Raw genomic sequence first — 15,625 nt, forward strand, 5'->3', positions numbered from 1 at the left:
CCCACTGAGCAGTGGCCCTACCACACAACGGGGCGGTAGTGACCATGTCACTACCGCCCCGTTGTGTGGTGGCTGCAAGCAGCGTCTTAGTCTGTTACGTCCCAGAATATCTTGGTAGTAAACTGGCTGACGTTGCCGGGCAGGTTGCTGGCGTTCGTGCTGACCTCCGTTTGCGGGTAGAGTAGCCGAACGGGCAGTTTATCGGCGCGGGGCGAGCTGGACTGCAACGATGCCGGGAACTTGGGGAAGGCCGTTCGGCGGTAGTCGTTCCAGGCTTCAATGGCTGTCACGGAGTTCATAGCCAAGTACTTCTGGTAGATGATCTTCTCCAGCTTAGAAGCTCCCGTAGCTTCCCAGCTTACCAAGGGATTCGCAGTGTTGTCGGCCAAGTACTTCGTATAGTCCGGCACGGCGTTGGCCGACACGTTGTTAGCGGTAGTCGATTGGCTAGGAGCGGGCGTGTAGTAGTACACAAAGGAAGCCCGAATGCCGTTATTGAAGTCGGTTTTGGCGGCGGCGTCGCCCCCAGTTAGGTAGCCTCTCGATTTGGCTTCTGACTGTAAAAAGTAGCTCTCGGCGGCCAGCATCAGTGGCACGGGCGCATCGTAGCCTTTCAGGATGCCACCGTAGTCTTTCCAGCGGGATATTTGCGTGCTGCCGGGTAGGGGGTTCGGGTCGCCCAGTACCACCCCTTTGTAGGTGCCCTTGAAATCGCCATCCGTAGCCAGGTAGTATAGCTGGGCCACCCGAGGGTCTTTATTGTTCACGTACTGGTCAATAATGTACTGCGTACCCGCCTGCCAGTTGCGCGACGAAGCACCCGTGCCAGCAGCCGTAGCGCGGTACTGGTTCCAGAAGGGGTTCTGCTTGCCAGTAGTTTGAGCATACCCAGGCTGCACTTGTACGTCGGTCGTTACAAACCCATCGGGCGCCGCTTGCAGCTTGGTCATCTCGGCCCGCACATAGCCGTCGAGCGAGGTTACAAAAGACTGGCGCAGCAGAATGCGCAGCTTCAGGGTGTTGGCAAATTTCACCCAGTTGGTCATATTGCCCCCAAACACCACGTCCTCGCTACCCACGCCTTGAGTTGTAGAGGGGGCACCTTTGATAGATGCCACGGCTTGCTCTAGCTGTAGGCTTAGGTCTTTGTAAATATCTTCGGCCTTGTCGTACTGGGGCGAGATAATAGGGGTAGCCGCATCGGCCTGAAACGCCTGCGAATAGGGAACATCCCCGTACTGATCTACCAATAGCTGAAAGTTAAAGGCTTTCATAATCCGCGCAATGGCGGCATGGTAGAGCAAGCCTTGGGCAGAAGCTGCCTTGTCAATGTTGTCGTAGTCCTTTAGGTTATCATAGGTGCTGCCCCAAAAACCCTGCTGGTAGGTACTGCTGTAGGTATAGGTGCGCTCCTCGTTGTAGCCGTTCACCGTACCGGTTTTGCCCCAGTAGCCGGCCGTCCAGCTGCCGTAGGTATTCAGGGTAAGGCCATAAGTGTCGCCGGTCACTTTAAGCGCCTGCGCCAACACGGCCGATGGTACTACTTGGTCGGGCGTAACGCTGTTGGGGTTGTCATTGACGTCGAGAAAAGATTCACAGCCCGTTGTGAGAGAAACGAGGGCCAGGGCAACCAAAAGCTTTGCTATAGAATTCATAACTGCGTGGAATTAGAAGGTAGCCGACAGACTAGCGCCATAGAAGCGGGTAGGGGGCGTCTGATCGGTGTTGTTAATACCGATGGCATTACCCGTCTGATTGCTGAATTCTGGGTCGGTCCACTGGTTTTCTTTGGGCACCCAGGTGTATAAGTTGCGGCCGTACAGGTTTAAGGATACGCCTTTGATGTAGCGCGTATTAGCCAGTAGTGCCGCCGGCAGTGCGTAGCTCAACGACACTTCGCGGAGCTTAAAGAAGTCGCCCTTGGTCACGTAGTTGGCCGCAATGTTTCGGTTGTAGGAGCTGTTGGCCCAGAACTCGGCACCGCCTGGCGTCAGCTTGTCGGTGTTCTCCACGTATGTGGTCCCGTCAGACGACAGCACCGACGAGTTGGGCAGCAGGAAGGGCAGGCGTCCGTACTCCGCGCTACGTGCCGAAGCACCCGTAAAGTCCATGGTAGAGCCAATACCGTGGTACACATAGTAGCCCGTGCGGTACTCGGCTTGCGCCGCCAGTGTGACACCCTTGAAAGCTAAGCTGGTATTGAGGCCGTACTTGTGTTTGGGCAGCGTGTTGCCAAAGTTGGTGAGCTGGCTGGCCTGCGAGGGCACCCAACCGTTGCGCGGATTGCCAGAAGCATCGGGCCCCAGGTTCAGATAAGTCAGGATGATGCGGCCCTGGTCGTCACGCTTGTAGTCAGAGCCCAGCAGCACGGGGTAGGGCTGGCCCTCAATGGCGTATACCTGCGCGTTGTCTCCCGAAGACAGGGGCAGCTGCTTGGCTTGCTCCGTAATCTTCAGCACCTTGTTATTGTTGTAGTTGTAGTTAGCCCCCACTTTCCAGGTAAAGCCACCAAGTGTTTCGATGGGCGTCACGTTTAGGTCTACTTCCACCCCGTTGTTTTGCACCTTACCCGCGTTCAGCAGGAAAGAGCTGTAGCCGCTGGCGTTGGATATGCTGGCCGCAATGCTTTGGTTGATGGAGCGCTGGTAGTAGTAGGTGGCCGCCAAGTTGATGCGCTGGCGCAGAAAGCTCAGCTCCGTGCCTACTTCCGTGGAGTGCGTAAACTCCGGCTTCAGATCGGGCGAAACTACTTGGTTGCCCAACGTAAGCGAGGCTTGAGAGCCGAATGGGAAGCCGCTACCGGTGTTATATACCGAGGACAAGCTGTAGGCTCCGAAGGTGCTAGCTACCCCCGGCGCCGAACTTGGCAAGTTCACTTGGCCCACCTTGGAGTAGCCGCCGCGCAGCTTGCCGTAGTCGAAGAAGGAAAACTCCTTCAGGACCGGAATGGCTTCGGAAAGTACCAGCGAGGCATCCACGCTGGGGTAGAAGTAGGAGCGGTTTTCCTTGCTGAGAATGGAAACAGACTCTTGGCGGGCGGAGCCGTGCAGATACACCAAGTCTCGGTAGCCCAGCGTTAGGTCGCCGAAGAAAGCTACCTGTCGGTACTTGTACCGTGCTTGTCCTCCCGCCAGCTCGCCTACCCGGTTTGCTAGGTTGAACACGCTAGGTACGAATAAGGCGTTGGCGCTGGCAGATAGGTAGTTGGCGTTGTTCATCTGTAGGTTCTGGCCCACAATGGCCTTCACCGAAACCGGCCCGAAGTTCTTCGCGATGTTGAAGAAAAGGTCGGAGTTGAGCCGGTTGAGGGTGCTGCTCTGCTCGGCTACGCCCCCGGCAATATTGTTGCGGGCATTGATGCGCCGACCCAGCGTGTAGGCGGTAAAGTTGAACTTGTCCTGCCAGCTCTTATTGTCTTCCGTAATGCTCGTCAGACCAATGCGATACTGGGCCGATAGCCACTCGGTAATCTTATAGCCTAGGTCGATGTTGCCAACCAGGGTGCCGCGGTTGATGTTGCGGCGGTTGTTGTCGAGGGTGTAGTAGGGGTTGGCGTAGTACTCGTTGTAGTACCCGTTGGGGTTAGCAAATTCGTTGTTCTGCCAGTCCTTGTACTGGGTCAGTGGAATAAGCGAAGACGTGTTCAGCAACTGCTGATATATCGCGGCCGTGGTCTGATCTACCTTAAAGTTGGAGTAGGATACGTTCAAACCCGCCGACAGCTTGCCCATCTGCTGGGAGGCATTGGCCCGGAACGTGTTCCGGTCGTACTTGTCCTTCGGCACGATGCCTTTGTTGTGCACGTTCTGGTAGGAAACGTAAATCTTGGTGTCGGCGCTGCCACCTGAGAACGACACGTTGTTCTGCATCTGGTAGCCCGTGTTAAAGAAGTCTTTGCGCTCCTGGGGCCGGGCTTCATAGGCAATGCGCTGGATGTTGCCCAACTGCGTGAGGTAGCCTAAGTCGCGCACCGTCCCGTCGAAGCGCGGGCCGTACTGCTGGTTTTCGTAGGGCGTATACTTCTGCACCCATTCATCGGAGCCCGGCCCAAACTCATTTTGCATCTTGGGCCAAAAGCTGATTTGCTCCAGCTGCGACGTGTGGGTATAGGTAACCGAAGGCGTGCTGCTACCCTTCTTGGTCGTAATGATTAGGGCGCCATTGGTGGCCTGCGAACCGTAAAGCGCCGCTGCGTTGGCCCCCTTCAGAATGGTGATGTCGGCAATGTCGTCGGGGTTAAGTGAGGTGAGTACATCCTGAGTAGTTTGCACCCCGTCAATTACCACCAGAGCTTGGTTTTCCCCCGTTATGGAGCGCGTTCCTCGTAGCGTAACGCGCACACTTGGGTTGATGCCGTTGTTTACCGTCTGGATTTGTAGGCCCGAAACTTTGCCAGCTAAGCCATTCGTGACGTTGGTTACGCGAGCTTGGTTGAGTTCCTTGGCACTAATAGTAGAAGTAGCATAGCCAATTTCCTGGGCTTGGCGCTGAATACCTAGTGCTCCGGTTACTACTACTTCGCCCAGTTGCTTGGTATCTGTAGCTAAGGCTACATCAATAGTAGTTGCAGTACCCACGGGCCGTTCTACCGCCGCAAAGCCAATGGAAGAAATGGCAAGAGTAGTTGCCGTTGGAGGCACGCTAATGGAATAGGCCCCATCAGCATTGGTGGAGGCCCCAATGGTAGTGCCTTTCACGAGCACCGTAGCCCCTGGAATGGGCTGGCCCGTGCTCTGGTCCGTGACACGCCCGGAAACCTGACGGCTCTGGGCTACCACCTGCTCTGAGAGCCCAGTAACCACCAGAAGTGTTACGAGTAACTGTTGTTTCATATAAGTGAGCTTAGTGAATAGAAGGCCGTTACGAAACTGAAAGCCCGGTAAGTATAGTGGTGTAGTATGATTAATAAAAAAGCAAACAATACGTAATTGATAGATAATATTGGCAACATAAATGGATATAAATTATAATTAATGCACAATATGTGTACTGCTAATGAAGATATTTCATAAGCAGTAAGTGAGTACTTAGCTCTGCATTACTGCCCATTGCAAGGATGCTTTTGCATCTCTGAGAGCCTTCGTCTACCTACTAATTGCGGTAGAATTTACTGTAGTTTTAATAGGATTAAAAACTGATTAAAATCTGATGAAATTTTTTATCACTTGGCTAATTATTTATACAACCTGTACCTAGGATGCCGCTTTCTTCTGCTTTGTCAGCGCCACAATCGGCGCCTGTACTGTCGTAGACGGCGCCATTTGGAGGCAAGTAGGGAAGCACATAGCAACTGCTTTTAGGTAATAGGAAGTGCCTGCACGCAACGCCTGGTGTAATTCTGGTTCTTTATAGTCCAACTCATTCTCTCTACAACCAACTTTCCGCATGAACACACTTCGACTCATTGCCCTAGCCAGCAGTTTGGCCGTAGCCGCCCCAACATGGGCCCAACAGGGCACCAAAGCCGACCCCTCCATGCTGGCTAAAATTAAGGATGAAGGTCTGAATCGTTCGAAGGTGATGGAAACAGCCTTTTACCTGACCGACGTGTGTGGCCCGCGCCTCGCTAATTCCGACGGGTTGAACCGCGCCAACCAGTGGACCCAAAAGCAACTCACCAGTTGGGGCCTTACCAAGGCAACCATCGAACCTTGGGGTACCTTCGGCCGCGGCTGGGACATTGAGAAGTCGTACGTAGCCATGACGGCACCTTACTATCATACCCTCATTGGGGCTCCCAAAGCCTGGACGCCCAGCACCAGTGGGGTCCTGAAAAAGCAGGTAGTAGTAGTAAAGGCCACCACCGAAGCAGAACTGGACAAGTACAAAGGAAAGCTGCGGGACAAGATTGTGCTGCTGGACGTAACAAACGTTCCTAAACCAAGCTTTGAAGCCGACGCCAAGCGCTACACAGCCGAGGAGCTGCAGAAGATGGCCGAGTACAAACTGGAGGCCCCAGCTGCCAAACCCAACGATGCGGAAATGGAGCAGCGCATGGCGCAGCGCCGTACCATGATGGCCCTGCGCACGAAGATGTCGGATATGATTTTGAGCGAGGGCGCGGTGGCTATCCTGAGCACCCGCGGCGGCTCCGATGGTACGTTCTTCACTTCCAACGGGGCCCCCTACGCTGCTGATGCCAAGCCCGTACTGCCCGAGTTGGAAATGGCCCCGGAAGATCAGTTGCGCCTCATTCGCCTGGCCGACGCTGGTATTCCGGTGGAGCTGGAGCTAGAAACGCGCACCCGTTTTCAAAGCCAAGACTTGAAAGGCTACAATGTGGTAGCCGAAATTCCAGGTACTGATAAAAAGCTGAAAAATGAGGTAGTAATGCTAGGTGGCCACCTGGATTCTTGGCACGCCGCCACAGGTGCCACCGACAACGCCGCTGGCTGCGCCGTAATGATGGAGGCTGTGCGCATCCTGAAGGCTGCTGGCGTGCAGCCGCGCCGCACCATTCGCATTGCACTATGGGGCGAGGAGGAGCAGGGTTTGCACGGCTCGCGTAACTATGTAAAGAACCACTTCGCCGACCCCGCCACTATGAAGCTGCTGCCCGACCACGAAAAGCTGGCTGCCTACTTCAACCTTGACAATGGTGCTGGCAAAATCCGGGGTATCTACGCCCAAGGCAACGAAGCTGCCGCTCCTATCTTCCAGGAATGGCTGAAGCCCTTTGCCGATATGGGGGCTACCACCGTTACGCTACGCAACACCGGCGGCACCGACCACCTGGCCTTCGACGCCGTGGGCTTGCCTGGCTTCCAGTTTATTCAGGACCCGCTGGACTACGGTACCCGTACTCACCACACCAACATGGATACCTACGAGCGCCTACCTGCCGACGACATGAAGCAGGCCTCCGTGGTAGTGGCGTCCTTCGTGTACCAGGCCGCCATGCGCTACCAGAAGTTGCCCCGCAAAACGCTGCCTACCGCCAAGCCCGAAGCTCGGATGTAGCAGTTTATAGTCTGAGATAAAACAAGGGGCCCCACTGATAATTCGGTGGGGCCCTTAGTTTTTATAGATTAACTAGTGAGTAGTAGCAGGGCGGCGGCCAAAAGCTACCTCCGCCTGGCGCAGATAGGCCGATGGTGTAAGCCGCGTAACCTGCCTGGAAGTTTTGTTGTACAGGGCCGGTTGCCCGCCGTAGTGCTGCACCAGCGTGTAAGCCAGCACGACGCCCCATCCTTCCCAGAAACAACGCACTTTGCCACCTGCCAGCACGTCGTTGAATGAGGTGTGGTTTGAGCCGTCAATACAGATGTCAATTTTTCGTTGCTCAAACATATCGGTGAGGTAGATGCGCTCAGCCGTTAGCTGAGGCACGTTGTAGCCGGCGGTGTACAGTTGGTGAAGCGTTTGGTAGTAGCGGGTCTGAAGTTCCGATAACTCGGGCAGGTGATCTACCGTCACGTCGGAATACACTCCCCAAGGCCACTCGTGCTTTTGCCAAACCCAGTGGCTACTGGGCAGAGAACAAGGGTAGCCCCGATCTACGGCCTCCTGCAAATCGGTAAGGGCCGCAAAAATAACGATGCCTGTCTGGTCGTAGGGTGGATGAATAATCTCGAACGTGTGGGTTGGCTGCTGCTCATGGGCAATGGTTTGGAGCATGGGCATTACCTTATCTAAATCTACGTAGTCACCTTCCGCTGAAGTACGAAACTCGTACTGCTGGCCTCGAATGTAGAGCCGGGTAAAGTACTCCTGGGTGCGAGTGTCCAGGCCATCCTCAACACACACGGCTGGAAACTGGCCCAGGTCGCGCACAAACTGTAGCACCAAGGCCGTCAGGTCTTCTTTCGCATAGATACACTCCGAATCAAAGGAGATTTGTCGAATGCGAAACTGAGCGCCAAGATGCTCAGCGTTATCAAGCATGCGCTGCTCAAAGTCTTGAGAGTTGCTGTGGTTGGGCTGCGACGCAAAGTAGCTATTCATGCCATTCGGTTCAGCGCAGCCAAACACTATACAGGTACCAAGTAATAGGAGCTTTTTCAAAATACGTACACGTGAATAGCCGGTGTCGATAATAGCTGAACCGGGTATTAAAGCGCGGTAAAACCAAGCGGTAAAACCAGGCCATAAGGAGTATGGCTGCTAGGAGGCAGTAGGAAAGCCGTTACTATGCAGACCGCCACTAACAGCGAGTTGGGGAGACCACCTAGCCATAGCAGAGGGGTTGTAAGCACCAAAGCCAACACTAGCGGTTTCATCCGGTAAAAGACGAAAGTTAGCCTAGCTGCTTCTTGAACAAGTCTAACGTTCGTTCCCAGGCTTGCTGAGCTGCCCCGGCGTTGTAGCGGGCAGGGGAGGAGTCGTTGTTGAATGCGTGGTTTACGTTGGGGTATACGTACTGCTCATACTGGATATTGCTGGCCTTGAGGGCCGCTTCGTAGGCATCCTTACCAGCATTTACGCGCTCATCGAGGCCCGCATAGTGTAGCAGTACGTGGGCCTTGATGTTGGGAACTTCTTCCGTGGGAGGCTGGGTGCCGTAGTACGTCACAGCCGCATTCAGCTTAGGATCGTGGGTAGCGAGGCTGTTGGCCATGGCTCCGCCCCAGCAGAAGCCTACGCAGCCGGTTTTGCCGTTTGAGTCGGGGCGCTGGCGCAGGTAATCAAGCGCGGCCAGGTAGTTGCTCAGGTTGTGTTGCTTGTCGAGCTTCCCAATGAGCGTTCGGCCCTCATCCTCATTCGTTGGCGTACCTCCAAACACCGATAGTGCATCTACGCCCAACGCCACGTAGCCAGCTTTAGCCACGCGCCGCGTTACATCTTTAATGTGCGGAGTAAGGCCCCGGTTTTCGTGGATAACCACAACTGCGCCGCGCTTTTTCTTGCCTTTGGGATGCACTAGATAGCCCTTCATAGTAACGCCAGCCGCCCCAGGCCAGCTTACGTCCTCGGTTACCAGATCATCGGCGTCGGCGGGAATAGTTGCGGCTTGCGCGTAGCCGGGCTCCAACACAGCCAGCGCGGCTGCGGCCAGGGCCGTGCCGCCCGCTAGCTTCACCAGCCGATCCAGAAATTCTTTGCGGCTGAGTGGTGCGTGGGTATACTCGTCAAACAGATTGATAATGCGCTGATCCATAGCGGGCGGAAGTGAGCAGTGAGAGAAGAAAGGTAATGAATAAGCCGGTGCTGGTGCCAGGCCCACACCCGTTAGCTGACATTCTGGAGGAGCATTCTGATTGTTAGGCAACTCGATTCCGGCGACACAAAGCCCTTGCTCGGTGGCAGTACAGTTGACAACAGATGTAGTACAGGGATAGGCCGACGGGGGCTTACTCCACGTAGCGTACTTGCCGGGGCGGAAAAAGTCGGTCTACCAGTCGTACTAAGCGCCAGCGGGTGTTCTTGAGCTTCTTCACTACGGGTACCGCCTGAAAGTTAAAGTGGGCTACTGCGGCAACATCTTCTGTTACGGAGCGCCCCTTCAAACTCGATTCGAGCAGGAACGATGCAATGGCCTCATTCCACTCCTCCTTGTTACTCCAGTAGTGCCCAATGAAGGGGCGAGCCGGTCGTAGCTCAAACCGCTCCTGTAAGGCCAGGGCTAGGGCAAATTGCTCGATAAGCCGCGGGGTAACCCCAGCCCGGCTTAGGTCGTCGCAGATACGTAGGGCCAGCGCAATGGCCTCGGGCCCGCCCTGGGCTGGTATGCCCACCACGCCTGCGTTCCACATCTGATGCCGCTCGTGCAGAGTAATACCGCCGAAGGTTTTTCTGCCAATCTGCTGCCACATGCGCTTTTCAGTTTTGCTGCCCAACGCGGCTAGGGCGCCCTCCGGCTCGTGCATGTAGGCGTAGCCCGCCGCCAGGCCCTTGTGCAGATCGGTAAAGGAGCCGTGCAGAAAGGTGTCGGAGTCCAGGTAGAGGAGGGGCACCCCAGGATATAGGGCCGCAACGTGCTCCAGCGCTTTGATCTTGATGCGCCAGAAGAAGTCGAACTCGCCGCGCCACGCTTGCAGCGTAGCCGCACTCACTGGCAGCACCGTTACGTGGTCGGCTAAGTGGCGGTAGAAGTCGGGCGCATCTGTCACAACGGTGATGGTGCCCAGCCCGGCCGGCCGGTGGCGCAGAAAGGTGAGAATAGAAAAGTGTGCCTGGAAGTGAATACGCACATTCTCTCCAAACACCAGATACAGTAAGTTCATACACGAAGCCGCGGCGGGCCAGCTACAATTCGGCTATTCTTCTTCGCGGTGCACCGTAGCTGGGCTAAACGCGGGCACGCATACTGACCAGTATTCGCATTCTTCCCCAAACGGATTGGAGTAGCGCACCCGGGCGCCCGCCTTAATCAGCAACGATTCACCGGCACCCAACTCTACTACGTCGCCGTCGATTTCAAAGCGCTTGCGCCCGCGCACTACAATGGTTACTTCATCAAATTCTGGGCGCTGGTGCGGTTCACTCCATTGGGGCGGCGCTACCATATGAGCCACACTATAGCGGGGCGTATTGGTGCTGGCTAAGCCAATATGCTCTTCAATGAGTTTGCCATCGGTAGTGGGAACAACGAATGGATTTTGCTGGCGGAAATAGCGTTTCTCGGACATGTAATGCAACGCGTAGTGGTGGGAAGTGATGGGCAAGGTACTCTGCCCCGTGCGCGGCGTAGCAACCGGCACGATGAATATGGGAAAGACTACCCCGGGAATGATTACTGGCCGGCGCAGGCGCCTTCGGTAAAGCGCGTAACCCCGGCGTTGGTAGCTTGGCATGGGTTGCCATAGGTTTTGCCGTCGCAGCCACACACGGGGTTGTAGTCCATGGTGCATATGGCATCCTTGCGAATCTTGCTCTCATCAATGCAGGGTTGCTGAGCCGTAGTGGCAGGACGCTGGCAGGTGATAAGCAAGGGCAAGGCAACTATGCAGGCAAGAAAGTTTTTCATGAGTGGTAGAGTAAAGTCCAGGTAAAATAGGAGGTGAGCAGAGGCAAAGTACGGTAGCTAGTACTAAACGGGGTCAACCTTGTGAAATATTTAGCCTTGCTAATTTTTGCCCGGATTCTATAACCCCGTCAACTTACCTGCGTATAGTCCCCCAAGATTGATACGTGCTGCTTACCTTGAGCAGCTAGTAATTCCCGCTCCCGGGTAGCTACTACGTGTCACTAAACTAGAACCTCTTTTTTCACCCCATTCTCTCCCCCAATATCATGTCGTATCACGAAGAAGACAACTCCGGTAAAATTCTCCTTGCTGCTCTGGCCGGTGCCGGTGCTGGTATCATTGCTGGTTTGCTGATGGCTCCCGACAAAGGCAAAGCTACGCGTGGCAAAATCGGCGAGGCGGCTACGAAATATAGCGGCCAGCTAGGTGAGCAACTGTCGAAATACGGCGAAGATCTGGATTCTAAATTCAAAGGCTATATAGAGAAGCTGGAAGACCTAGGCCTAACCGGCGCTGGCTCAAAGCTGAAGCTGCAAGGCAACTGGGACGAAGCTAAAGGCAAGCTGAAGCAGCAGTACGCCCAGTTGACCGACGAAGATCTGGAGTACGCTGAAGGCCAGGGCGACGAGCTCGTAGGCCGCTTGCAAAACAAGCTCGGCAAAGCCAAGAGCGAAGTTGTAAAGCTCCTCAACGACCTGTAGGCCTAACCGTCTAGTTCGTATTAGTAAACGCCCTTGTTTTCTTCGGAAGACGGGGGCGTTTTGCTTAACCTCCACGCGAAACAATTCGTTATATCTGGTGCGGGCAATATACGGCCCACTAGTTCACTTCAACTGCTATATCTGCCATGCAAGACACCAAAGGAAAAGTAATCCTCTCGCTTTTAGCCGGTGCCACCGTAGGCGCCGTAGCTGGGTTGCTACTGGCCCCCGAGACTGGTAACGAAACGCGTTCCAGCCTAAAGAAATCAGCCTCTAAACTCGGCGACGATTTAAGCAAGCTGCTGAAAGATGGCAAGTCGCGCCTAAGCTCGCTCTCCGGCCAAGCTACTACCACTGAGCAGCAGTCTTCTGACCGTACTGCCGCCGATAATCTGCTCAGCTCAATGAGTGCTACCGAAGTGGACACCACCTACGGCAGCCATTCCTACGATGATCTTAATTCGGATTATGACGGAACAGGTGGTGATGGAAGGTATTCAGGCCCGGTCCATTAAAAAAAGTTGCACTACTTGTAACCTTAGGTAGCACCCCGCGTTAAAGAATATACAATCGGCTCAAGAGAAGATTGGAGAAGATACTGAAGCAAAATTGCCGACCGTAGAGCTTCTGACAGGATCTGGTCAAACAACCCATCAGTAAAATCGTACGCTGTCCATCGCACATTTCTTCTGTGTTACCCAATCGGAAGGGTGAGTCAATTGTATTATAAGGAAAGCCTCCCGCATTTATTTTAGCGGGAGGCTTTCTGACTTTAGAGGCTTTCGGTTTGAAAAGTTTCGAAGAAAAATCGCGCTTTGGTAACCTTCTTTTAACACGGCCGTTAAAGAAGATATAACCAACTTATTCGAGGTTGGATAAAAACCTGTTGTAAAATTGCCGGCTGTAGAGCTTCTAGCAAGGAATGGTTAATAACCCTTGGTAGTAAAATCGTACATGCCCATCGCAAGCTTCTCCAGGTATTACTATCCTGCCAATTGCTTGAGTTAGTTATAAAAAGAAAGCCTCCCGCTCTTTACTGCGGGAGGCTTTCTGCATGTAAGGCCCAGATATAATTACTCGTCTCCTTCAGGCTTAGGCGCATTCTCCGATTTGGTGTACTCTGGCTTCATCTGAGGGAAGAAGAGCACATCCTGAATCGAGCTAGAGTTAGTCATAATCATGCTCAGGCGGTCGATGCCGATGCCTAGGCCAGCGGTAGGTGGCATACCGTATTCCAGGGCCCGCAAGAAATCTTCGTCGAGTACCATGGCTTCGGTGTCGCCGCGCTTGCCTAGCTCCAGCTGCTCTTCAAAGCGGGCGCGCTGGTCGATAGGGTCATTGAGTTCCGAGAAAGCGTTGCAGATTTCTTTGCCATTGCAAATAGCCTCAAAGCGCTCCACTAGGCCTGGCTTCGAGCGGTGCTTCTTGGCCAGCGGCGACATTTCTACGGGATAGTCGGTGATGAACGTAGGCTGAATTAGCTTCGGCTCCACGTGTTCCCCAAATATTTCGTCAATGATTTTGGCTTTGCCCATGCTAGGGTCAAGACTTACTTTCAACTCCTTCGCAGCAGCTCGTAGCTCGTCTTCGCTCTTGCCGTCAATGTTGAAGCCAGTGAAGTGCTCAATAGACTCGGCCATGGTGAAGCGCTTCCACGGCCGTTGGAAGTTGATGAGGTTCTCCCCTACCTGCACTTCGGTTTTGCCGTGCAGGGCCAGTGCTACGCGCTCTACCATTTCCTCTACTAGGTCCATCATCCAGTAGTAGTCTTTGTAGGCTACGTACAGTTCCATCTGAGTGAACTCTGGATTGTGGAACCGGCTCATGCCCTCGTTGCGGAAGTCTTTGGAGAACTCGTAAACTCCATCAAAACCACCCACAATCAGGCGCTTCAAGTACAGCTCGTTGGCAATGCGCAAGTACAGCGTCATATCCAGCGTGTTGTGGTGGGTTTTGAACGGACGAGCAGCAGCACCTCCGTACAGAGGCTGCAAAATGGGCGTTTCTACCTCCAGGTACCCTTTGTCGTTGAGGTAGTTGCGCATAGCCTGCACCAGTTGCGTACGCTTAATGAAAGCTTCGCGCACGTGCGGGTTCACAACCAAGTCTACGTAGCGCTGCCGATAACGCTGCTCGGGGTCAGTAAACGCGTCATAGGTGATTTTCTCACCCGTAGCCTCATCCACTCGCTCCTTTACAACGGGAAGGGGGCGTAGGCTTTTGCTTAGCAACGTGAAGCCGGTGACATGCACCGACGTTTCGCCCACCATCGTTTTGAACACGTGGCCCGATACCCCCACGAAGTCGCCGAGGTCTACCAGCTTTTTGAATACCGTGTTGTACAGCTCCTTGTCTTCGCCAGGGCAAATTTCGTCGCGGTTGATGTAGAGCTGAATGCGGCCAGAAGCGTCTTGCAACTCAGCAAACGAGGCTTTACCCTTCACCCGAATTGACATCAGACGGCCTGCTAGGCTTACTTCCTGAAAGTTGTTGAGCTCTGGGTGGTAGTTGTCCAGGATTTCCTGGGCGTAAAAGTTTACATCGAACAGTTCAGACGGATAAGGCTCAATACCGAGCTTCTGAAGCTCTTCCAGCTTGTTACGACGAATTATCTCCTGTTCGCTGAGGTGCTGCATGGGGCGAGGCGTAAGTAGAGGACCCGCATGGGGTCGAAAAAGTCAAGCTGCAAAAATAGCGTGGCTCACACACTTATTTGCATAAACCGAGGAAGAGTTAGGTAGTTCGTAGCGAATACCGTAACTGAGCTGCCGTAGCTGAAAAGCAGGAGCAAACAAAAAGCGCTGGCCTAAGAGGCCAGCGCTTACGTGTATATGCGGTCGGATGATAAAAAAGCTCGGGTACCTTAGGCCGCCATATGCATGGTCGGCTCGTCGTCGCGGAGCACTGGCTCAACGCGGGTTTGCAGACGCTCCTGAACAAAGGTGTTCTGCAAGTGCTTAGGCAGGCCTGCTACCAACTGCTGGTAACGCTCCAGGCCAATTGCTTTCGCTACGTAGGTCTCGTGAATACCATTGAGGTAGCTCACAATGTTTAGCAAAGACTGGTGAAAGAGCTTGAAGTCAATCTCGGCTTCCACAAAGCGCTCAATCTCGCGGCTCGTCTGAGAAATACGCAGACGACCTAGTAGATCAAAGATGGTCGTGTAGCCAAGGCGCCACGTAATTTGCTGCCAGTGCGAAGCCGTCCACTTATCCAACGCCTTGCCCGTTTTCTGACTGCGGATGGCGGTATTGGGGTTGGCTTGTACCTGCTGGCGGGTCGAGACGGCTTTGATCTTGCGCGTAGTGCGTAAGAATTGACCAATCTGCGCCTGGGCGTCAATCTCCTTGCCGGCAATGTGCAGGCCTGCCTTGTAGCCAGCCAGTGGCAGGCGGTGGATGCTAAAGTCGCCGTAGGCACCGGCGGCATAGAAGGAAATAGGGCGGGGGTAGGCATTGCGTACGACCAACCGGCCCACCTCACGGCGAATCAACGATGGGTTGTTGCTACGCACCCCAGCCGTGTACAGGAAGGCTTGTAAGCCAGCCATGATGGTATGATACGCCTGGGGGAAGGTCCAGTGTAATGCGTTACGCAGGTAGTCTTCATCGCCTAGCTCTGCCGTAGAGCGTAAGGCATACTCGGTGCTCCAGCAAGCACTAAGCAGTTTAGTTACTGCTTGCACATCAGCATCTGTCAACTCAGCCTGGTGAGCCCGGAAGAAGGGAAGATGCTGTAGGCCACCCTGCGCGTCGTCGCCTTCCTGAATGTGGTAGTTGATGGCAAAGAAGTAGTTCAGGAAAACCTGGGCAGGAATGGATTTGCGCCACGTTTCCTCCGCTTGTTTCTGCTCGTCCGTTACGAGCGGAATAATGGTCGTTTCCATGTTCGTCGTTGTCATGCTTTATAAACCAATGTAGCACTTTCTTAGTTCTTATTTGCTAAAAATATTGACATGTATTTTATGTTTTTAATTATTTGTGATTCAATGTTTTATGCTTTGATGAAAGCACATAAG

The 15,625-nt window shown here is 54.1% G+C and carries 12 protein-coding genes; 3 read left to right on the forward strand and 9 right to left on the reverse strand.

Annotated features, from left to right (window positions below; translation table 11 throughout):
• Positions 1-86: 86 nt before the first annotated feature.
• A complete protein-coding gene (locus tag CHB83_RS14145; protein WP_089333096.1) occupies positions 87-1,655 on the reverse strand; it encodes a SusD/RagB family nutrient-binding outer membrane lipoprotein in 1,569 nt (522 codons plus the stop codon).
• Between the two features lie 12 nt (positions 1,656-1,667).
• The gene (locus tag CHB83_RS14150) at positions 1,668-4,832 is read right to left on the reverse strand and encodes a SusC/RagA family TonB-linked outer membrane protein (RefSeq protein ID WP_089333097.1); all 3,165 of its coding nucleotides are present in this window, start codon (positions 4,830-4,832) and stop codon (positions 1,668-1,670) included.
• 553 nt (positions 4,833-5,385) lie between these two features.
• Here CHB83_RS14150 and CHB83_RS14155 point away from each other — a divergent pair.
• Complete coding sequence (locus CHB83_RS14155) at positions 5,386-6,960, forward strand: M28 family metallopeptidase (RefSeq protein WP_089333098.1); 1,575 nt, start codon at positions 5,386-5,388, stop codon at positions 6,958-6,960.
• Between the two features lie 72 nt (positions 6,961-7,032).
• Here CHB83_RS14155 and CHB83_RS14160 read toward each other — a convergent pair whose 3' ends face one another.
• The 5 genes from CHB83_RS14160 to CHB83_RS14180 form a co-directional block, all read right to left on the reverse strand.
• Entirely contained in the window at positions 7,033-7,944 is a 912-nt protein-coding gene (locus tag CHB83_RS14160) for a hypothetical protein (RefSeq protein WP_089333099.1), read from the reverse strand.
• A 292-nt stretch (positions 7,945-8,236) separates the two neighbouring features.
• Positions 8,237-9,097 carry a dienelactone hydrolase family protein gene (locus CHB83_RS14165; RefSeq protein WP_089333100.1) on the reverse strand — a complete coding sequence of 287 codons (861 nt, stop codon included), beginning with the start codon at positions 9,095-9,097 and terminating at the stop codon, positions 8,237-8,239.
• Between the two features lie 193 nt (positions 9,098-9,290).
• Entirely contained in the window at positions 9,291-10,163 is an 873-nt protein-coding gene (locus tag CHB83_RS14170; RefSeq protein WP_045687646.1) for a hypothetical protein, read from the reverse strand.
• Positions 10,164-10,196: 33 nt separating this feature from the next.
• Positions 10,197-10,568, reverse strand: coding sequence for a cupin domain-containing protein (locus tag CHB83_RS14175; RefSeq protein WP_089333167.1), 372 nt, complete (start codon positions 10,566-10,568; stop codon positions 10,197-10,199).
• A gap of 104 nt (positions 10,569-10,672) precedes the next feature.
• Positions 10,673-10,906, reverse strand: a complete 234-nt coding sequence (locus CHB83_RS14180; RefSeq protein WP_045687647.1) for a Kazal-type serine protease inhibitor domain-containing protein — start codon at positions 10,904-10,906, stop codon at positions 10,673-10,675.
• Positions 10,907-11,172: 266 nt separating this feature from the next.
• On the opposite strand from CHB83_RS14180, the gene CHB83_RS24310 reads away from it, so the two are divergent.
• Both CHB83_RS24310 and CHB83_RS14190 read left to right on the forward strand, forming a co-directional pair.
• Positions 11,173-11,607: a CsbD family protein gene (locus tag CHB83_RS24310; protein WP_072144786.1), complete on the forward strand. Its 435-nt coding sequence runs from the start codon at positions 11,173-11,175 to the stop codon at positions 11,605-11,607.
• Positions 11,608-11,753: 146 nt separating this feature from the next.
• A complete protein-coding gene (locus tag CHB83_RS14190) occupies positions 11,754-12,122 on the forward strand; it encodes a YtxH domain-containing protein (RefSeq protein ID WP_089333101.1) in 369 nt (122 codons plus the stop codon).
• Positions 12,123-12,680: 558 nt separating this feature from the next.
• On the opposite strand, the gene lysS is transcribed toward CHB83_RS14190, so the two are convergent.
• A complete protein-coding gene (gene lysS / locus CHB83_RS14195; RefSeq protein WP_089333102.1) occupies positions 12,681-14,243 on the reverse strand; it encodes a lysine--tRNA ligase in 1,563 nt (520 codons plus the stop codon).
• A gap of 227 nt (positions 14,244-14,470) precedes the next feature.
• Entirely contained in the window at positions 14,471-15,508 is a 1,038-nt protein-coding gene (locus CHB83_RS14200; RefSeq protein ID WP_245855357.1) for a hypothetical protein, read from the reverse strand.
• Positions 15,509-15,625: the final 117 nt, after the last annotated feature.

This window comes from Hymenobacter mucosus, from assembly GCF_900188255.1.
Lineage (GTDB): Bacteria > Bacteroidota > Bacteroidia > Cytophagales > Hymenobacteraceae > Hymenobacter > Hymenobacter mucosus.